Origin of the sequence: Campylobacter sp. CFSAN122748, from assembly GCF_045277125.1 — a bacterium.
Classification (GTDB): Bacteria; Campylobacterota; Campylobacteria; order Campylobacterales; family Campylobacteraceae; genus Campylobacter_D; species Campylobacter_D jejuni.
The window spans coordinates 1,360,970-1,380,916 of the sequence record NZ_CP116953.1; the positions used below are offsets into that span (position 1 = coordinate 1,360,970).

The following is a 19,947-nucleotide window of genomic DNA, read 5'->3' on the forward strand; positions in this document are numbered from 1 at the left end:
CGATGTTGTATAGCGAAATTTTGGCGGATTTTATTTTCAATCTTCAGTATGAAAATATCCCTGATGCAGTCGTTCAAAGAGCTAAAGAGCTTATGCTTGATAGCCTTGGAACGGCTATAGCAGCAAGCAAGGAAGAATGCGTTTTAACGCCTTTAAAGCTTTTGAAAATTTAAGCACAGAAAAAAATACCCCTGTATGGGTAAATGATAAAAAACTAGATCCTATATACGCAGCCATGCTAAATGGTATTGCTTCCCATGCACTTGATTTTGATGATACACATACAGAAGCGATTTTGCATGCCAGTGCGATTTTAACTCCTCTTTGTTTAAGTTATGGTTTTCATATCAGTAAAGATGCTAAAAAAATTATAAAAGCTTTTATTGTTGGCTGGGAAGTTGCTGCTAGAGTAGGCATTGCAAGCAAAGGAACTTTCCACAAGCGTGGTTTTCATACCACTGCTATTGCAGGAATTTTTGGAAGCGTAAGTGCAAGTGCAATCTTGCTAGATCTTAACAAAGAACAAATCATCAATGCTTTAGGACTTGCAGGAAGTTTTGCAAGTGGGATTAATGAGTTTTTATCCAATGGATCTAATTCAAAAGTTTTGCATATTGCCAATGCTATTAAAAACGGTATTATAGTAGCTCATTTTGCTAAAAACCATATGAGTGGACCTTTGAGTATTTTTGAAGGTAGGAATAATATCTTTAAATGTTTTGGCATAGAAGAAGAATGCGATAAAACAGAACTTGGCAAAGCCTTAGGAGAAATTTGGCAAACTATGCAAGTTTCAATCAAGCCTTATCCAAGTTGTCATTTTGCTCATGGGCTTATTGATTGTGCTATTGCTTTAAAAAATGATGGTTTAAAAGCTGATGAAATTAAAAGTATTCATTGTTTTTTAGATGAAGTTCCTATTTCTTTTATCTGCGATCCTTTGGAAGCAAAATACACTCCAAATAGTGCTTATGAGGCCAAATTTTCTATGCCTTTTTTAATGGCTCTAGGATTCTTTGATGGTAAAATCACTCTTGAATCTTATGAAAATTTAAAGCGTGAAGAAGTACTAGAATTTGCTAAAAAAATTAGTTACGAAAAAAGAAAATCTCAAGGCTTTCCAAAATATTTTCCAGGGCATTTAGAAGCCAGTTTGCAAGATGGACGCACAATCCAAAAAGATGTTTTTATAAATAAAGGTAATTTTGATAATCCATTAAGTTTTGAAGAATTAAAAGCTAAATTTTTAGCCAATGCACAAATTTACCTTGATAATGCTAAAGCTAACAAAATTCTAGATCAAATCATCAATCTAGAAAATTTAAACCACTTTTCTTTTTAAATATTATTCCTTCTTTTTACAAGAAGGATAATTTCATTACACTTTTTTATTATAATATTTATTATTAATTTAGGAATTACAATGACTTTAAACGAGTTAAAAGATGGACAAAAAGCTATTATTGTCAATTTAAACGCTCACAAAGAACTCAAAAATAGACTTTTAAGCTTTGGATTTATTAAAAATAAAAACTTGAAAAAAATTCATTCCTCTTTAAAAAATGCCACCATAATGGTAGAACTTGATACAAGTTGTGTTATCCTAAGATCTGATGAAGCTAAAACCATAGAAGTGAATCTTATATGAAAAAAATCAAAATAGCTCTTGTAGGTCAGCCTAATGTAGGCAAAAGTCTTCTTATTAATGCACTTTGCAAAGCCAATATGAAAGTAGGAAATTTTAGCGGAGTTACTATAGAAAAAGCAAGCGCAAAAACTTTTTATAAAAACTATGAATTTGAAGTCATTGATTTGCCAGGAACTTATTCTTTAGATGGATATAGCGAAGAAGAAAAAATCACACGTCATTTTTTAAATCAAAATGACTATGATGTTATTGTTAATGTTTTAGATGCTACCAATTTAGAACGCAATCTTATCCTTAGTGCAGAACTTTTAAGCCTTAATAAAAAAATGCTTTTAGCTTTAAATATGTGCGATGAAGCCAAAAAAGAAGGTATAGAGCTTGACACTTCTATTTTAAACCAAGAATTTCAAAGTCAAGTTGTTGAAATTTCAGCAAAAACAAAAGAAAATTTAGAACTTTTGCTGCAAAAAATTATTATTTTATTTGAAAGTAAATTTATTCCAAGATCTCAATTTTACACTCCGCTTTGCGAAAAAAGTCCGGAAAAAGAAGATTTATTATATTTTATTAATGAACTTTCAAAAAAAATTATTACACACAAAAAAGAAGAAAGAAATTTAACCAAAAAAATCGATGCCTTACTTATCCATAAATTCTTTGGCTTACCTATATTTTTATTTTTAATGTGGCTTTTATTTCAACTCACCTTTAGCTTAGGGCAAATTCCTATGGATTATATAGAATCGGGCTTTAATACCTTAGGTGAATTTGTTAAAAACAATATTTCTAATACCTTTATCGCTTCAGCTTTGGCTGATGGGATTATCGCAGGTGTTGGTGCTGTGATACTTTTTTTGCCTAATATAATGATTTTATTTTTAGGCATAGCTCTTTTAGAAACCACAGGCTATATGTCAAGAGTAGCTTTTTTACTTGATGGGATTTTACATAAATTTGGTTTGCATGGTAAAAGCTTTATTCCGCTAATCACTGGTTTTGGTTGTTCGGTACCTGCTTTTATGGCTACACGCACTCTTAAGAACAAAAGAGATAGACTTTTAACTCTTTTTGTGATCAATTTTATGAGTTGCGGGGCAAGACTTCCTGTATATGTGCTTTTTATCGGTGCTTTTTTTCCAAGTGAAAAAGCAGGAAATTATCTTTTTGGAATTTATATTTTAGGTGCGATTTTGGGACTTTGTGCTGCAAAATTTTTAAGAATGACAGCATTTCGTGGACTTGATGAACCTTTTGTTATGGAAATGCCAAAATATCGTATGCCAAATTGGCATTTAGTTTGGTTTATGGTTTATAATAAAGCCAAAATGTATCTTAAAAAAGCAGGAACTTTCATACTTTTAGCCTCTTTGCTCATATGGTTTGCTAGCAATTTTCCAAAAAATGAAGAAAATTTAAATGATTTTAACGCTCAAGAAAGAGCTATAGAACAAAGTTATTTAGGACAATTTGGCAAAGGCATAGAACCTATTTTTAAACCCCTTGAGTTAGATTGGAAATTAAGCGTATCTTTAATCAGTGGTTTGGCCGCTAAAGAAGTGATGATTTCAACTATGGGAGTACTTTATTCACTAGGAAAAGATGTAGATGAAACAAATAATGATTTAAAAGGAATTATTGCCAAAAATATACCTATACCAAGTGCAGTGGCTTTTATTTTATTTGTAATGATTTATAATCCCTGCTTTGCAGCAACTATAGTTTTTTCAAAAGAAAGTGGAAAGCTAAAATACACTCTCTTTCTTTTTCTTTTTACCTGCACAAGTGCTTATATAGTAGCTTTTATAGGGCTTCATATTGCTAAAATTTTATTAAATTAACTTGCTTTTAATGATGAAATTTTAGTAATATTATCTTCAAAAGCTTTTAAAATACTATAAGCAATACCTTCAAAATCAAGCCCACCGCAAAGATAGATTAAAGTCGTACGAAAAGATTTACTCACATCAAGCTTTGGTTTTTCAGCATTCATATTTAACTTAAAATCATAAGGACTTGCATGTTTAAAAGCATAATTTTTTGCCGCAATTAAAAAATCATTCTTATCTTTTAAAAATGCGCCTTTAACCAAAATAAAACTCATCTCAAGATATTTCCAAAAATCTTTTGAAGGCATAGGATTTTCATCAAAATTTTGTTCTATAAAAGCATAGTTTTTCTCAAAGGATTTTTTATAATTTTCTACAAGCGAAGCACCTAATTTATTTTTAGCTATATTTTGTAAAATAAGTTTTATATTGCTTTCAAATTCAAAATCTATTTGTTCTAAAATTTTAATTTGCTCTTCTAGAAAAAATTCTTGTTTTAACTCTTCATTGCAAAGTTTAGCGTAAGAAAAAATATTTGCCATAGGTTTTTCATAATTCCCAAACTCATCCCAAAAATTTTTCTCACTACAGGCTATACAACCATGTCCTGCAGCCACTGGCCAAGAAGTTTTAGCATTAAATTTCACTTTAGGACAGTTGTTGTAAGTATAAGGTCCTTTACAACCTATCTTAAATAAACAAGCTCCATTCTTTGCAGCTTCATCGTCAAAATGTTCAGCAAAAATCCCACTTTCAAATTTCGCCTTTCTTTCACACATATCATGCAAACATTTACCATAAGCCCACACAGGACGATTTTGCTCATCAAGTTCAGGCAAAACTCCAAATAAAGCAAAAAAACTTAAAGTCGCAATGATATTTATATCACTTGGAGGACAACCCGGAATATTTACTACTTTCTGACTTAAAACTTCGCTAATACCACAAGTTTTACTAGGATTTGGATAAACAGCCTGAATACCACCATAACTTGAACAAGTACCCACTGCAAAGATAGCCTTGGCTTTAGCGGCTAGTTTTTCTAAAATTTCATAGCCACTCTCTCCTTGCGCTCCTATAGTAAGAAAAAAGGTATCAATGGCTGCAACACCACCTTCAACCGCTAAAATAAAATCTTCTTCTAAAACATGCTCTAAAAGCTCTTCAGCCTTAGTGCCATTTGCTGCCATTAAAGTTTCATGATATTCTAAAGAAAAAAAATCAAAAATAAGCTCATCAAAACTTGGCAACTCAGAACGCAACAAACTCTCACTACACCCTGTACATTCACAAAGATGAAGCCATACTAACTTTGTTTTAGGTGCGATTTGAAAAAATCTTTGAGCAAGAGCTGGAATTTCATTGCCTAAAGATAAATGCCTAGCAAGAATTTTTACACTTTCTTCATTGATAACCTTATCCTCTTTTAAAGTAGAATTCTCAAGTTTTTTAATGCGATTTTCAAGTATATTTTTTAATTCTTCATTGCTAAGCTTTGCCATTTTTTATCCTTTTTGATTATCCCAACAAAGAACAGTTTGCCCTTCTTCATTTTTCTCAACATCACCCATACCCATGATGTTATATCCTGCATCAACATAATGTATTTCACCTGTAACACCATTTGCTAAATCGCTAAGTAAATACATAGCCGAATTTCCTACATCTTCTATACTAACATTGCGTTTTAAAGGAGAATTGATTTCATTGTATTTTAAAATCATTCTAAAATCCCCTATTCCACTTGCTGCCAAAGTTTTAATAGGACCTGCTGAAATAGCATTAACACGAATTCCTTTTACCCCTAAATCTCTTGCCAAATAACGCACAGAACTTTCAAGTGCGGCTTTTGCTACACCCATAACATTATAATGAGGTACATATTTAACCCCACCAAGATAACTTAAAGTCAAAATCGAACCCTTATCTTTTAAAATAGGTAAAAGCGAACGTGTTAAAGAAAGTAAAGAATACACAGAAGTTTGCATAGCTATATCAAAAGCTTCTTTTGAAGTTTCTAAAAAAGAATTTTCTAAAGCTTCTTTTGGAGCAAAAGCAACCGCATGCACTACAAAATCAATCTCGCCTAAATCTTTTTTGATTTTTTCAGCGATAGAATCTAAATGCTCGTTATTATTTACATCAAGCTCATAAACAAAATTAGAATTAAACTCTTGTGCTATAGGTTCTACGCGTTTTTTTAAAGCATCATTTAAAAAAGTAAAAGCAAGCTCGGCTCCTTGATCAAAACATGCTTTTGCTATGCCATAAGCGATAGATTTATTATTCGCAACCCCTACAATAAGGCCTTTTTTACCCTTCATAATCATCTTTTATCCTTTGATTAATTTTATAAAATTTTCTACTTTTAAAGCTGCAGAGCCTATCAAAACTCCACCACAATGATTTACACTTAAAATTTCTTTGATATTATTTTCATTCACACTTCCACCATAAAGCAAAGGTACCTTGGTTAAACTCGCTAAAAATTCAAGCACTTTAGCGATATCTGTACTTTGTGCGCTCACTCCCGTTCCTATAGAATAAATAGGCTCATAAGCGATGATGAGTTTTTCATAATTTAAATCAATAATTTCAAGTTGTTTTTTTAAAAACTCTAAAGTCTTGCCTGAATTTTTTGTATCTAAATTTTCACCTATACAAAAAACAATTTTATAACCATGCTCTTTAGCAAAATCAAATTTAGCCTTAATAAATTCTTCATCTCCTAAAGCTCTTCTTTCAGAATGCCCGATTAAAACACATTTGATCCCAAATTCGTCCAAATGCTCTTTTCCAAGCTCGCCTGTAAAAGCACCATTAACACAAGGATAAAAATTTTGCGCTCCTTGTATGAAGTTATTTTCATTTTCTAAAAATGCTACACTAGGTGGGAAAACGATAATATCATCACATTTTGCTCCCATAGTTTTATTTAAAATTTCAGCATAAATTTTAAAACTTGCTCTTGTGTGATTGCATTTTAAATTTGCAGCAAAGATCATTCATTTTCCTTAGATCTTAAAGCTTTTACGCCTGGAAGTTCTTTACCTTCTATAAGTTCAAGAGAAGCACCACCTCCAGTGGAAATAAAAGTCATTTCATCTGCATCACCTGCGCGCGCAACCACATCAGCCGTATCACCGCCTCCAACAACAGAAGTTGCATGTCCTTCGCTGATATAATGACTCATTTTAATGCTACCTTTTGAAAATTTATCAATTTCAAAAACACCCATAGGTCCATTCCACCAAATCGTTTGCGCATCAGAAATCACCTCTTTAAAAAGTCTCACACTCGCAGGTCCTATATCTAAACCCATCCAACCATTTGGAATTTCTTGCGCTGGAACAAATTTCATCGGCGCATCTTGTGAGCACGCAGGAGCGGCTACAACGTCTACTGGAAGATAAATTTTCACTCCTAAATTTTTACCCTTGGTAAGAATTTTATTAGCTTCTTCTAAAAGTTCTTCTTCTAAAAGTGAATTTCCTATATCATAACCTAAAGCTTTTAAAAAAGTAAATGCCATACCTCCGCCTATGATTAATTTATCTACCTTTGGTAATAAATTTGTCAATGCTTGAAGTTTTCCACTTACCTTTGAACCTCCAACAACAGCGACAAAAGGACGTGCTGGATGTTTGATAAGATTGCTTGCAAAATCAATTTCTTTTTGGAGTAAAAATCCTGCGCCTTTGTGTTTTTCATCAAAAAATTTAGTAATCGCCTCTACACTAGAATGTGCTCTATGGCATACTCCAAAAGCATCATTGATATAAACTTGAACCATAGAAGCAAGTTCTTTGGCTAAATTTTCATCATTTTTAGTTTCGCCTTTTTCAAAACGCAAATTTTCAAGAAGTAAAATTTCGCCCGCTTTTAAATTCATAGCTTTGGTTTTTGCATCTTCGCCGATAACATCTTTTGCCATAATAATTTCTTTATCTAAAAGTCTAGCAAGACGCTTAGCCACAGGTTCTAAAGAATATTTAGAGCTAATTTCTTTTGGACGCCCTAAATGAGAGGCTAAAATCACACTACAACCATTATCCAAACAATATCTTATCGTAGGAATAGCTGATCTTATGCGTCTATCATCAGTGATATTTAAAAAATCATCTTGAGGAACATTAAAATCACATCTTATAAAAACTTTTTTCTTAGCTAAATCAATATCTTTTATAGAAATAATATCACTCATGATTAAGCCTTATTTGCAATATATACTGCCATATCTACTAGACGACTTGAATAGCCCCATTCATTATCATACCAAGCAATTACCTTGATAAAATCATCCGCAATCACTTGAGTTAAATCACTTGCTACAATAGCTCCATAAGAACAAGTGATAAAATCGCTTGAAACTCTTTCATCATCATCTACCATTAAAATGCCTTTTAAATTTGTAGTTGCAGCTTTTCTAAAAGCTTCATTGATTTCATCTTTGCTGACTTTACGGCTTAGTTGTGCAGTTAAATCCACGCTTGATACATCAATCACTGGCACACGCATACTTTGTCCATGAAGCTTGCCATTAAGTTCAGGCATAACAAGTTTCATAGCTTTTGCTGCGCCTGTAGAAGTTGGAATGATATTTTGCGCTGCAGCACGAGAACGGCGTTTATCTTTAGCTTTAGCATCAATAATACTTTGTCCATTTGTATAAGCATGTATTGTTGTCATAAGTCCTTTTTCTATGCCAAAATTATCTTGTAAAACACGACAAACAGGACCTAAACAATTTGTTGTACAACTTGCATTAGAAATAATGCTTTCACCCTTGTAAAGTTCTGAATTTACTCCTAAAACATAAGTAGGAGTATCATCTTTTGCAGGAGCACTCATGATCACTTTTTGTACTCCCATATCTATAAATTCTTGACATTTTGCCATAGTTAAATGCGCTCCTGTGCACTCTAAAACAATTTGTGCGCCGTGTTTTGCAAAGTCAAGATCTTTTACATTGCGACTTTTAAATACTTTGATTTTTTTACCATTTACCACCAAATCATCGCCTTCACTATCAACACTGCCTTTAAATTCACCATGTACTGTATCGTATTTAAAAAGGTATTTTGTAAGTTCAATATCCGTAGTATCATTTATCGCCACAAGCTCAATATCATTTCTTTCTAAGATGATTCTTGCAACACATCTGCCTATGCGTCCAAAACCATTTATAGCAACTTTTACAGCCATTTAATTTCCTTTTGCAAAATATAATGCTAATATTCTACAAAAAAAAGGTTAAAATTTTAATGAAGATAGCACTTTTTGGTGGCAGTTTTGATCCACCGCATAATGGTCATAATAGCGTTGTTTTAGAGGCTTTGGGAAAATTAGATATTGATAAACTTATTATTATGCCTACTTATATCAATCCTTTTAAACAAAGTTTTAGTGCTGATGAAAAGCAAAGATTCTTATGGGTTAAAAAACTTTGGGGACATTTGCCAAAAGTTGAAATTTGCGATTTTGAAATCAGGCAAAAACGCCCTGTTCCTAGCATAGAAAGTGTTAAGTATCTTTATAAGCTTTATAATCCTAGTAAATTTTATCTTTTAATTGGCGCAGATCATTTAGAAAAACTTCATCTTTGGCATGATTTTGAAAAACTCAATTCTTTAGTAGAATTTGTTATTGCTAATCGCAATGATATAGGAATTCCTAAGAATTTCAAAGATTTAAAAACCAATAAAAAAATCGCTTCTTCTTTCATACGCGACACTTTAAATACAAATGAGGTTTGTGAAGAAATTAAAGATGAAGTAAAAAAATATTATGAAAAATTACAAAAAAATTGATACAATTTCAAAAATTAAAGGACAATAATGCAAGAAAGAATAGATTTAATCGTTAAAATTTTAGATGAAAAAAAAGCTGAAAATATCAAAACCATTGACATGAGCGAGCAAGAATACTTTGTAAAATATGTCATTATTGCAGCTACTTTAGGAGAAAGACACGCTCTATCTTTGATCGATGAGCTTAAAACACGACTTAAAGCCAAAGGTGAGGAATTTTTAAACATAGATAGTAGTGAAGAATGGAGCGTGATTGATCTTGGTGATATTTTAATCCATCTTTTAACACCAGAACACAGAGGAATTTATAATATAGAAGAATTATTAGAAAATCTTAAAAAAGGTAGGGTTTAAAAAGGCTAAAATTTATTAGTCTTTTTAATTTTTAGAGATTATCGATATATTCTTTAATTTCTTTTTTGATTTTCTCTTTTTGTTCTTTTAAAGCTTCTTTTTTAGCTTTATACTCAGCCTTACTCATATAATCTTTTTGTTCTTTTAAAGCATCAAGTTCTTTTTCGATTTTTTCCACTTCTTGTTCTTTAAGTTTTTTAGCTTCTAACTTTTTATCATAAAACATAGGATCTTTAGCACAATCATTTTGTACTTGTTTTAAAGCAAGCTCTAAGCTTAAAGTTCTAGCTGTATCATTATGCGCTTTAGAAAAACTGATTTCTTTATTGATACGATCGATTTTTCTATCACATTCACTTGCACCAAAAGCAAAAGCACATAGTGTAAGTAAAATAAGTATTTTTTTCATTTTTAATTCCTTTTTAAAATAAATTAAATCGCGGAATATTATCTCATCAATTCTTAAATCTAGCTTTTATATCATTAAACAAAGTAAATACCATACTTTCAAGCTCTTTTGCTCTTTCTAAAGATGTTGCCTCAAAGCGTGTGATAAGATAAGGGCTGGTATTAGATGCACGAAGTAAAGCCCATCCATCGCCAAAATCTATCCTAGCTCCATCAATTTCACAAAGACTTTTAACACCTTTTAAAGCTCCTTTTTCAATCTCTTTTTGAAATTCTTCCACAAGTTTGAATTTTTCTTCTTCATTTACAGGAATTTTAATTTCAGGTGTAGTATAAAGTTTTGGTAAAGCTTTAATCATACTTTCTAGATCAAAACCTTTATAAACAAGCTCCAAGGCTCTTAAAAATGCATAAATTCCATCATCATAACCAAAATATCTATGTTTAAAGAAAATATGCCCACTCACTTCAGCAGCTAAATCAATATCTTTTTCTTTCATCATTTTTTTGATATTAGAATGTCCTGTTTTTCCCATAAAAATAGTTCCAAATTTAGCCACTTCATCAAAAAGATTTTTAGAACATTTTACCTCACCTAAAATGCGTGGATTAGGGATATCTTTAGCAAACAAATAACAAAGCTCATCCCCACAAAATACATGAGTTTTACTTAAAGCAACCATTCTATCAGCATCCCCATCAAAAGCAAAAGCCAAAGAATAATCTTGATTTTGATTTAAAAATTCTCTAATCGCACTTAAGTTTTCTTCTTCTGTAGGATCTGGAGCATGGTTTGGAAACTGTCCATCGGGCTCTGCAAACATTACATGAGCTTTTAAATTTAAAGCCTTGATTAAAGGCTTTATCACCACTCCAGCCGCACCATTTGTGCAATCAACACCAAATTTATAATTAAAATCCTTTAAAAAGCTAAATTGCTCGCACATAAATTTCACATAAAGGTTTAAAATATCGTATTTTTCTACTTCTAAATTTTCTTCAATATCATCATCTAAATGCTTATAAACTTCTTTTGAAAACTCTTTTAATTCTACACCAAAAAAACTTTCTTTATTAATAGTAATTTTAAAACCATTATAATCTTTTGGGTTATGAGAGCCTGTTATCATAACATTTGCATCAAATTTTAAGCCCTCATAAAGACTAAAATATCCCAATGGAGTTGGTACAAGCCCTATATCATAGATTTTTATTCCCGCTTTGTTAAGTCCACTCACTAGATAATTAAAAAGTTCATTTGCACTATATCTTGCATCATAGCCCACGCTTACATTTTTACAACCCCTATTTAACATAGTTTGTCCCAAACAAAAACCTATAGCTTTAACGCTTTTTTCATTCAATTCTTTGTCGTAAAGTCCTCTTATATCATATTCTCTAAAAATCACATCTAACATTTTTTCCTTCAAATTCATCTCTTCTTTGACCTAAATTTATCGTTTTTCTAAAGCAAATTTGGATAGAAAAGAAATTTTTGCTACAATTTTACATTAATTTCACTAAATGAAGGAAAATTTATGGATGAAGAATTAGAAAACGAAGAAACAAAAAAGAAAAAAGGTGGTTCACTTGTAATTATTATTGTTATTTTACTTTTTGTTTTACTTCTTAGTATTATGGGAGTAATTGCTTGGCTTATTTCAAGCAGTTCAAGTGATGAAAGTGAAGTCAAAGAAGCTCCAAAAGAAGAGGCAAAAGCCGATAAACCTAAAGTTTCAGCTCCTGCTCAGCGAGGTAGTGATTTTGCTAATATAGGTCCTATGTATCCACTTGATCCTTTTACCCTAAATTTGCTTAGCGATAGCGGCTCAAGATATGTAAAATGCACTATAGAACTAGAACAAAATAGCGAACTTTTAAAACCTGAACTTGATAAAAAAGTCCCAGTCATTCGTGATATTATTATTCGTACATTAACAGCTAAAACTTTTGAAGAAGTAAGTACACAAAAAGGCAAAGAACGTTTAAAAGATGAGCTAGTTGGAAAAATCAATGAAATTTTAACCGATGGCTTTATTAAAAATGTTTATTTTACGGATTTTGTAGTTTCTTAATGCGTGTAGGCTGTGATATCATCGCCATTTCTAGAATAGAAAAAATTCATTCTAGACATGGCAAAAATTTTTTGGATAAATTTCTAAGCCCAAAAGAACAAATACTCATTAAAAATCCAGCAACTCTAGCAGGTCTTTGGGCTGCTAAAGAAGCCGCTAGCAAGGCTTTGGGTGTTGGAATTTGTGAATTATGCAGTTTTTTTGATATTGAAATATCAAAAGATGAAAAAAACGCGCCTAAATTAAAATATTCTCAAAAAATTACAAAAGATTTTAATATCACTCAAACTTCCCTAAGTATTTCTCATGATAATGGTTTTGCTATAGCCATAGTGGCTGTAGTTTGATTATTTTCCTATAGTTTGCTTGTCTAAATTTCTTGAAAGTATGAAATCCACCACAGGTTGTTCTCTTTTGTTTGCTCTTTTACAATGATCTTTTTGAAAAAAATCTGTGATTTTTATAACAATCCTTGCCCATTTTTTGCGATTTCTTTCACGCCACGCATGAGAAGAAACGCTCTCCCAAGCATAGCCATTAAACAAGCTTGCATTTACAAAATGATCTAAGGCTCTAACACCCTGTCTTGCTCGTGCGGTATTAAAAAAAATTCCTATAATCACGATAAAAAGATATCCTAAAACTGCTAAAGGTACTATTGCACAAAGCAGAATAGTCCCTGCTAATTTTTCTTTTAAGCTTCCTTTTAAAGTGCGTTTTACACGACGACGAAAATTGGCGCGAATTTTAGTTCTAACTCTTTTCATAGCTTTCTTTTGCTAAATTTTATCCTCATACCATTAGCCGAACGCACTGTTAAACGCCCTACTACATCAGGTACAAAACCTTCTTCAAGTTCTAGTTTGTAAGTTTTTAAAATATTAGCCAAAATCAAAATCGCTTCTTGCATAGCAAAACCTTGTCCTATACAAATTCTTTCCCCTACCCCAAAAGGCAAATAAGCATCTTTTTTGTACTCTCCTTCAAAACGAGAAGGATTAAATCCATGCGGATTTGTCCAAAATTCTTCATGTCTGTGTATCAGCCAAGGAGCAATCACCACCCCAGAACCTTTTTTAATAAGCTTATCTCTAACTTGAGTATCTTTTTTTGCCTCTCTTGCAAAAAACCCAACAGGAGGATAAAGTCTTAAAGATTCTTTAAAAATATTTGTTAAGTATTTAAACTGTCTTAGATGCGAAATTTCAATGACTCCACCCTGTAAAACCTGAGTAATCTCCTCGTAAGCTTTTTCTTGCTCCTTAGGATAAAGACTAAGCAAATAAAGCGTCCATGTCAAAGAACTTGCTGTGGTTTCATGTCCTGCTAAAAAAAGCATAGCCACTTGATCTAAAATTTCCTCAAAAGAAAAACGCTTATTTGTATCAGCATCCACTACTAAAAGCAAAGATCCTAAAATATCTTCAAATTCTGCATTATCTGCCATATCATATCTTGGTTTTATGATATCACTTAAAACCTGTCTGATCACATCTCCGGCCTTAGCACGCTTACAATCTCCTAACACATAAGAAAGCCATTTTGGAAAACGAAACATACGACGCATGGCTGTATGCACGCTTTGCTCTTGAAAAGTCACAAATGCGTTTAAGATTTTTTTACCTTTTTCCTCATCGAGTTTTGAAGACATAATGGTGCGAAAAATCACATCAGCGGTAATAAAAGTCATAGCTTCATCTACTTCGATAACAGCATGATTTGGATACTTGCTAAAACGATCCATCATATCTGCCACAGCTTCACTCATAAGATTAAACACTTTATTGATACGAGTCATTTCAAAACTTGGACGCAAAAGCTCTCTTTGTTTTTTCCAAACTTCACCATTTGTAGTAAAAATACTCTCCCCTAAAAGCGGACTTAAAAGCTCATGTAAAAATGCACTTTTAGGAAATTCTCTAACCTCATCAACCATCATTCTTTTAACTTCTTTAGTGTCATTTATGACATAAAGATCAAAATTTGGCATCTTCACATAGCCTGTTTGCATTTTATAACTACGCTCATAAAGCCCGTCAAGCCAAGATCTACGCTTTAACAAAAAAGTTAAAAGCGTAGAAGCTTTATTTTTATAAGGTTTTGGAAAAAAGGGGCATTCACTCATATTTTTACCTTTTCTTCTAAAAATTTAGGCATTATGATGAAAGAAAAAAAATCATAATCACCTTTAACACTAATACTATAAAGATATAAAAAGTGCGCTTTGTTTTTATCTCTTTTTATTTTTTTATACTCATGTTTTTCATATAAAGTGTGAAATTTAGCACTTAAAAATGGGGGTGTAAATTTAGCATTTACGCCACTCGTGCGGAAAAAATCCACTTGAGGAAAACATGCTCCATCAATAATCGATGTGTAATCATACCATTTTAAATCAAACCTTGAAACAAATTCAAGCTTCTTTCTAAATTCATCCGCTTTTTTTTGATAACTCACTAAAGGAATGCATTCTCCTAAAGTAAGAATTTTTAATTTACGAAGTAAAGATAAATCTAAATTTTGTCTTAAAATACACTCCAAAACTTCTATACAAACTATAGTTCCAACACTATGTGCTACTAAAACAAGTTCATAATCTTGTTTATTTTCATTTTGTTTTAGCTTATCTACTATGGTATTCGCAAAAAGCTTGATTCTTTCTTGCATAGTGCCTGTTTTTTTGTCTTGCCAAGTAGCACAAAAAGCACAAATTCTTGCTATCCAAAATACAGCTAATTTCTTACCTAATTTAAATAAAAAATGATTTAGTAAAAATCCTAAAAAACATCCTATGATAATAGCTAAAGAAAAATGCATATAATTTTGCAAAAAAGCAAAACTTCCAAAAGCCAAAACCAAAGAAAATAGTAAAGAAAATAACACATAAAAAAAAGGATAATAACCTGTGATAAGTTGATAAATCGACTCTTTGCCAAATTTGATAAAAAGCCCTGTGATAGTATAAATTCTAAAAAAACTATAACAATCTGCCAAAGCATCTTTATAATTTTCTGACCAATTTTTCTTAACAATATCATTCCATGTTAAAAAATGATATTTAGTTTGTACTCCTTCGCAAGAAATTTGAAAAAAAGGAAATTGCTCATTTTTTTCAATTTTACTTAAATCAACTTTAATGTTAAAAACATGAGAATAATCTTTTAGGTTTTTTTTAAATAAATCATAATAAAATCTATAACTTTTAGGATCATATCCTGCTATATAAAATACTTCCCTATCCATACAATAATTTCTTTTTGCTTTTAATTATAACAACTTTGCTTTAAAAGCTCTCTTAATCAAAGCTTTTTAGTCTTATTTGTCTAAAAAGAAATTTTTATAAAAATTGCCGTTGAATTGATTAGTTTGTAAAAGATATTTTTTAAAATTACATACCAAAACAGGATTGGGTTTATAAGCATGAGCTTCACGCCAAAAAAATTGAAGTTTTTTTGGATAAGATAAGCCTTCAAAATCATAAAAAGCATTGCCACAAACCTTAGTCGGACAGCCTTCTAAAATAGCACTAAGGCCTACTGTTGAATTTATAGTAATACAACCCAAAGCCTTTCTTAAAAGAACTGGCAAGTGGGTATCATGAACATATAAAACCCTTCCTTCTACATGATATTTTTGACTTAAATCATTTATGAGTTTAGAATAATTCTTATAGCCCCTATCCATGGGATGGTGTTTAAAAACTAGATAAGATTTAGCTCTTGCATGGTTTGCAAAAGAAAGTATGGTTTCCTCTATAAAGTGCTCTATGCTTTTTTTGTAATGATATTTAATTTGCGTATCGCTATAAACTTGTAAAATCGCCAAAAAGTACTTTTTTTCTAAATTATAAATCTTTTCATTTAGTTTTTTTTCTGTAATCTTATAAAGATACTTTCTATACAATGATCTAAACCAAAATAAAAATTCAAAAGGATATAAAGTGCGATGATGAAGTTTGTTGTTAAAAAATGGAGCCAAAATAAAAGCAAACAACCAATACAAAAAAGCATCAAAAGCCATAAATTTAAATCCACCTGGAATTTCTTTTATGCTTTCTTTGGTAAAAATATTTTGAGAAAGATAAAAATTTTTATCACGCGGTAAAGAAGAATTTGCATTCACCCCATCTTTTTCCAAAGTAATACAATAAGGCCTTAAATATCCTTCTTCAAAAATCCATATTTCAATTCCTAATTCTTTAGCCACTTTAATAGCCTTAGCATGGATAATACGACAATCATTATACATTAAAATAGCATCGATTTTTTTGCTTTGAAAAAAATCTCTATAGAAATTTTCAAGATCTTTTTCATCGCACTTACACCTCGTTCCACTAGGATAGAAAAAAAAATCTCCACCGTTAAAATTGAGTTTAAAAACTTTGGTTTGTTTTTTTTTCATTTTTATTGCAAGATGATGAAAAAAATTTCCCACAGGCCCTTGCAAGAGTAAAACATTTTTACCGCTAAATTCTTTTTTAATTTTAGTGCTAAATCTCATTTCTTTGCTAAAAATTCATAAAATCTTCTTATTTTTCTAAGCATAAAAGTTTTAAAATCTATTGCCAATTTTATATATTTTTTTGAAAAATAAGCTTTTTGTAAATTTAGCATTATATCTAAACAAACTTCAATTTCACATAAAGTTTTTGTTTTAGGATTTATATATCTTGGATATGCTATCAAAGCACCTGCTACAAGCTCTTCTAGGCTTAGTTTTCTTGTTCTTCTTTCGCATCTATATTTATCTTTTGTTAAACCCCAGCCCGCATAAAAAGGCATACCATAAGTAAAAACTTTTTTAGCTCTTAAAAGAGCATCAAAACCACTTGTAGAAGTAATAGTGTGAATTTCATCAGCAATTTTTATAGCACTATCGATACTGCAATCTTTTACAATCTCATCACAAAATTCCAAGATGAGTGTTTCATCTTTTAAACCTACACGGTTGCCACTTAACACATCAGGATGAGGCTTAAAGATGATATAAGCATCTTGATTTTTAGAACGCACCTCCTTAAGCAAATCAAGAGTAGATAAACCAAAACCCCCTAAAATCATCGAAGCATCATCTTCAACTTGGGCGGGGATTAAAATAATCTTTTGTCCTATTTTGGCATTGATCTTTAAATTTTCATGCTTTAAGCCATTATATTTTGAAAAGCGGTTCTCAAGTAAGATTTTTATAATATTTTTTGCCCTATTTAGCATATTTTCATCAAAAATTTCATTTTGCAAAAGCTCTTCTAATTTGCTTGCTTTATTTGGATCTATGTAAAGTCCTTTATCATCAATGATTAAAGAAAAAGGACGCGTAAGATCAGAACCTAAAGAGATTGAGCGAATAAATCCATCTTCAACTAAAGAAATTTTGGGAGTAAAATGGAGCAAATCCTCATCTTGCGCTTTTTTTATAAGAGTAGTTTTAAGAGCGTTATAATCTATCCTTTTACCCCAAATGAAAAATTTATCATTTTCTTTAAGTTTATATCCAGCTAAAGATTTTAAAGAATTTAAAAAAATAATTTCATTATCTTTAGCGTTAAAAAAAGGCTTGATAAAATGCCTTTTCCATAAGGTAAAGCCTAGCATAAAAAGCCTGTTAGAATTTACCTTTTCTATATCTTTATATTTTGCTAAAGTTTGAATAGTATCAAAAATATTACTTTTTTGATTTAAATAAGGATTAAAATACTCAGCATAAAGTATATAAACAACATAGAAAACTTCTTCTAAACTTCTTTTTTGCATCCTTCTTTTACACTCTAATTTATCTTTTGTTAGACCCCAACCTGCATAAAAAGGCATACTATAACAAACACACTCACATCCTTGCATCAAAGCTTCAAAACCCATACCAGAAGTTTTGGTATAAACCTTATCAAAAAACTTAAGCAAGGCTATGGGATTAAAATTTTCAGTGATTAAAATACATTCTTTAGGTAAGGATTTTATGTCTAAATCACTTTGTTTTTTACCGCTTAAAACGTCAGGATGGATTTTTATATAAATTTTAGAATCAGGATTTTCTTTTATAGCATCTTTTATCATATCGACTGTTTTAAAATCTTTAGCAAGCCCAAATTCAAGCGAGGCATCATTTGCCGTTTGAGTGATGATTAAAATCCTTTTTTCATCTTTTTGAAAATAATCATCTGGAATATCGAGATTGTTATTATACTTGCTAATTTTATATTTTTTGATAAGCTCTATAGCTTTTTTAGCTTGCTTGATTTCTTCATCTTTAAATTCATAAGTATTTAAAAGATTTTCAAGCTTTGAAGGCATTGTTGCATCATAATAAATGCCTATATCATCTTTAACCATAGAAAAACTTGGGCTATTTTCAACCCCTAAGTTTAATGAGCGGATAAATCCATCTTCTAAAAGTATGAATTTAGCCTTATATTTTTTAGCTAAATTCATAGCTTTTAAACCTGATTTTTTGCGTCCCCAACCAAAGAAAAGATCATCTTTTTTGATTTTTAAATTTTTCTTATACAAAGAAATAGTATAAAAATTTCTAGCATTAGCAATAAGTTTTTTTGATGCTGAGTAATACTTCACAATGCCAATTTCTTTATTATAAGTTCAACTTTTTCTTCTAAATTATTTCGACAAGAATTATCAATCACTAAATCAGCCTCTGGTTTATCAAATTCTATATCAACACCAACTACATTATCAATTTCTTTATTTAAAGCCTTAGTATAAAGCCTTTTTTGATCTCTTTGCATTAATTCATGCATATCGCATTCTATATAAATTTCATAATAATTTTTTAATTGCTTTCTATTATAATCATAAATCTCATTAAACATTGAAATCGTAGTGACAATAACTATCATACCTTGATCGTTTAAAAATTTTGCAAATTTAGCTCTTTTCAAAGCCATATCTATGCGACCTTGTTTATCGTATGCATAATGTCCTAATATTTCTCTTAACTCATCTCCATCGAGATAAATAAGATTTTTATATTTTAGCTTTAATTTTTCATACAAAGCTTGACCTATAGTTGTTTTTCCGCTTCCAGCTAAACCAGTAAGCCAAATAATATAAGGACTATTTATCAATTTGCACCTCTAAATCACTCATAAAATCAATTTCACACCAATTGCCATCAATTTCCACTGCTTTTGCGTTGTTGTATTTTTCAATTAAAGCCTGCAAAAAACTTGTCATATACATATTTTCAAAATTTTTATTATCATATAAAATATCTCGGTCGAGCATTTCATAAAAAGCAATAACTTCAGAAAGAAATTGATAAGAAAATTTAAAAAGTCCTATATATTGAGCTTCTATCTCATCATAGGCATTAGCTTTTTTTCCAAGTTCTATAATATAACCATTTATCATCTTTAATGTTTCAGCATCTTCTAAAGGATTTGCAAAGCGTTTGCTCCAAAGCTTACGCCAAGACTTATCAACTACTATAGCAAGTTCTTCTTTGGCATTTATAAGCTTTTGCACACAATCTTGAAAATAAACAATATCCGCATAAGAAATAATCAAATCTTGTTTTTCTTCGATGCATTTTAACATAAAATCTTTAGCGCAAAAAAAAGTATGAACCATATTGGTTTTATCATATTTTGAATTAATAAAAAAATGCTCAATATCATATTTATTAAGATAATTTTTTAGCACATCGTTTAAATATCCACCCACAACAGCTATTTCATTTATACCTGCTGATTTTAAAGCTTCGATTTCATAATCTATTATTTTTTTATTCTTATACTCAACCATACACTTTGGTTGATCTTTTGTTAAAGGCATCAGCCTTGATCCAAAACCTGCTGCTAAGATAATTGCATTCAT

20 protein-coding genes and 1 pseudogene are annotated in these 19,947 nt (G+C 30.8%); 7 read left to right on the forward strand and 14 right to left on the reverse strand.

What is annotated here, in order from left to right; translation table 11 throughout:
* The first annotated feature begins 2 nt into the window (after positions 1–2).
* The 3 genes and pseudogenes from OT390_RS07070 (at position 3) to feoB (ending at position 3,486) form a co-directional block, all read left to right on the forward strand.
* A pseudogene (locus OT390_RS07070) lies at positions 3–1,342 on the forward strand (MmgE/PrpD family protein).
* 81 nt (positions 1,343–1,423) lie between these two features.
* Positions 1,424–1,648 (forward strand): ferrous iron transport protein A, encoded by a 225-nt coding sequence (locus OT390_RS07075; protein WP_002779147.1) that lies wholly within the window; start codon positions 1,424–1,426, stop codon positions 1,646–1,648.
* Positions 1,645–3,486, forward strand: a complete 1,842-nt coding sequence (gene feoB / locus OT390_RS07080; protein WP_032586844.1) for a ferrous iron transport protein B — start codon at positions 1,645–1,647, stop codon at positions 3,484–3,486. Before OT390_RS07075 ends, feoB begins: the two co-directional genes overlap by 4 nt.
* On the opposite strand, the gene OT390_RS07085 is transcribed toward feoB, so the two are convergent.
* The 5 genes from OT390_RS07085 to gap are packed head-to-tail and all read right to left on the reverse strand — an operon-like array spanning position 3,483 to position 8,679.
* Entirely contained in the window at positions 3,483–4,976 is a 1,494-nt protein-coding gene (locus tag OT390_RS07085; protein ID WP_394535986.1) for a hydrogenase small subunit, read from the reverse strand. The two genes, feoB and OT390_RS07085, sit on opposite strands and share 4 nt — an antisense overlap.
* Positions 4,977–4,979: 3 nt before the next feature.
* Positions 4,980–5,804 (reverse strand): enoyl-ACP reductase FabI, encoded by an 825-nt coding sequence (fabI, locus tag OT390_RS07090; RefSeq protein ID WP_002923484.1) that lies wholly within the window; start codon positions 5,802–5,804, stop codon positions 4,980–4,982.
* A 3-nt stretch (positions 5,805–5,807) separates the two neighbouring features.
* Complete coding sequence (locus OT390_RS07095; protein WP_002859678.1) at positions 5,808–6,479, reverse strand: triose-phosphate isomerase; 672 nt, start codon at positions 6,477–6,479, stop codon at positions 5,808–5,810.
* Positions 6,476–7,678, reverse strand: a complete 1,203-nt coding sequence (locus tag OT390_RS07100) for a phosphoglycerate kinase (RefSeq protein WP_002783833.1) — start codon at positions 7,676–7,678, stop codon at positions 6,476–6,478. The genes OT390_RS07095 and OT390_RS07100 overlap by 4 nt, the downstream gene beginning before the upstream one ends.
* Before the next feature lie 2 nt (positions 7,679–7,680).
* A complete protein-coding gene (gap, locus tag OT390_RS07105) occupies positions 7,681–8,679 on the reverse strand; it encodes a type I glyceraldehyde-3-phosphate dehydrogenase (RefSeq protein WP_002868484.1) in 999 nt (332 codons plus the stop codon).
* A 59-nt stretch (positions 8,680–8,738) separates the two neighbouring features.
* On the opposite strand from gap, the gene nadD reads away from it, so the two are divergent.
* Both nadD and rsfS read left to right on the forward strand, forming a co-directional pair.
* Entirely contained in the window at positions 8,739–9,284 is a 546-nt protein-coding gene (nadD, locus tag OT390_RS07110) for a nicotinate (nicotinamide) nucleotide adenylyltransferase (RefSeq protein ID WP_032586852.1), read from the forward strand.
* Positions 9,285–9,311: 27 nt separating this feature from the next.
* Entirely contained in the window at positions 9,312–9,638 is a 327-nt protein-coding gene (rsfS, locus tag OT390_RS07115) for a ribosome silencing factor (RefSeq protein WP_002858238.1), read from the forward strand.
* A 31-nt stretch (positions 9,639–9,669) separates the two neighbouring features.
* Here the strand turns inward: rsfS and OT390_RS07120 are convergent, their stop codons facing one another.
* Together OT390_RS07120 and pgmL are read right to left on the reverse strand one after the other, a co-directional pair.
* Positions 9,670–10,047 (reverse strand): DUF1090 family protein, encoded by a 378-nt coding sequence (locus OT390_RS07120; protein ID WP_002860386.1) that lies wholly within the window; start codon positions 10,045–10,047, stop codon positions 9,670–9,672.
* A 46-nt stretch (positions 10,048–10,093) separates the two neighbouring features.
* Entirely contained in the window at positions 10,094–11,482 is a 1,389-nt protein-coding gene (gene pgmL / locus OT390_RS07125) for a phosphoglucosamine mutase PgmL (protein ID WP_010891933.1), read from the reverse strand.
* A gap of 102 nt (positions 11,483–11,584) precedes the next feature.
* On the opposite strand from pgmL, the gene fliL reads away from it, so the two are divergent.
* Together fliL and acpS are read left to right on the forward strand one after the other, a co-directional pair.
* The gene (gene fliL / locus OT390_RS07130) at positions 11,585–12,121 is read left to right on the forward strand and encodes a flagellar basal body-associated protein FliL (protein ID WP_002780442.1); all 537 of its coding nucleotides are present in this window, start codon (positions 11,585–11,587) and stop codon (positions 12,119–12,121) included.
* Positions 12,121–12,468 (forward strand): holo-ACP synthase, encoded by a 348-nt coding sequence (acpS, locus tag OT390_RS07135; RefSeq protein ID WP_002780441.1) that lies wholly within the window; start codon positions 12,121–12,123, stop codon positions 12,466–12,468. Before fliL ends, acpS begins: the two co-directional genes overlap by 1 nt.
* On the opposite strand, the gene OT390_RS07140 is transcribed toward acpS, so the two are convergent.
* From OT390_RS07140 to OT390_RS07170, 7 genes are all read right to left on the reverse strand, one after another.
* The gene (locus tag OT390_RS07140; protein WP_002780440.1) at positions 12,469–12,888 is read right to left on the reverse strand and encodes a hypothetical protein; all 420 of its coding nucleotides are present in this window, start codon (positions 12,886–12,888) and stop codon (positions 12,469–12,471) included. It abuts the gene before it with no gap.
* Positions 12,885–14,246, reverse strand: a complete 1,362-nt coding sequence (locus tag OT390_RS07145) for a cytochrome P450 (RefSeq protein ID WP_002780438.1) — start codon at positions 14,244–14,246, stop codon at positions 12,885–12,887. Before OT390_RS07145 ends, OT390_RS07140 begins: the two co-directional genes overlap by 4 nt.
* On the reverse strand, positions 14,243–15,364 hold the full coding sequence (locus OT390_RS07150; RefSeq protein WP_002780436.1) for a hypothetical protein: 1,122 nt from the start codon (positions 15,362–15,364) through the stop codon (positions 14,243–14,245). Before OT390_RS07150 ends, OT390_RS07145 begins: the two co-directional genes overlap by 4 nt.
* Positions 15,365–15,436: 72 nt before the next feature.
* Positions 15,437–16,621, reverse strand: a complete 1,185-nt coding sequence (kpsS, locus tag OT390_RS07155) for a capsule polysaccharide modification protein KpsS (protein ID WP_002780434.1) — start codon at positions 16,619–16,621, stop codon at positions 15,437–15,439.
* Entirely contained in the window at positions 16,618–18,687 is a 2,070-nt protein-coding gene (locus OT390_RS07160; RefSeq protein ID WP_394535985.1) for a capsular polysaccharide biosynthesis protein, read from the reverse strand. The genes kpsS and OT390_RS07160 overlap by 4 nt, the downstream gene beginning before the upstream one ends.
* The gene (locus tag OT390_RS07165) at positions 18,684–19,196 is read right to left on the reverse strand and encodes a cytidine diphosphoramidate kinase (RefSeq protein WP_002860379.1); all 513 of its coding nucleotides are present in this window, start codon (positions 19,194–19,196) and stop codon (positions 18,684–18,686) included. The genes OT390_RS07160 and OT390_RS07165 overlap by 4 nt, the downstream gene beginning before the upstream one ends.
* Entirely contained in the window at positions 19,186–19,947 is a 762-nt protein-coding gene (locus OT390_RS07170) for a CTP:phosphoglutamine cytidylyltransferase (RefSeq protein WP_002923509.1), read from the reverse strand. The genes OT390_RS07165 and OT390_RS07170 overlap by 11 nt, the downstream gene beginning before the upstream one ends.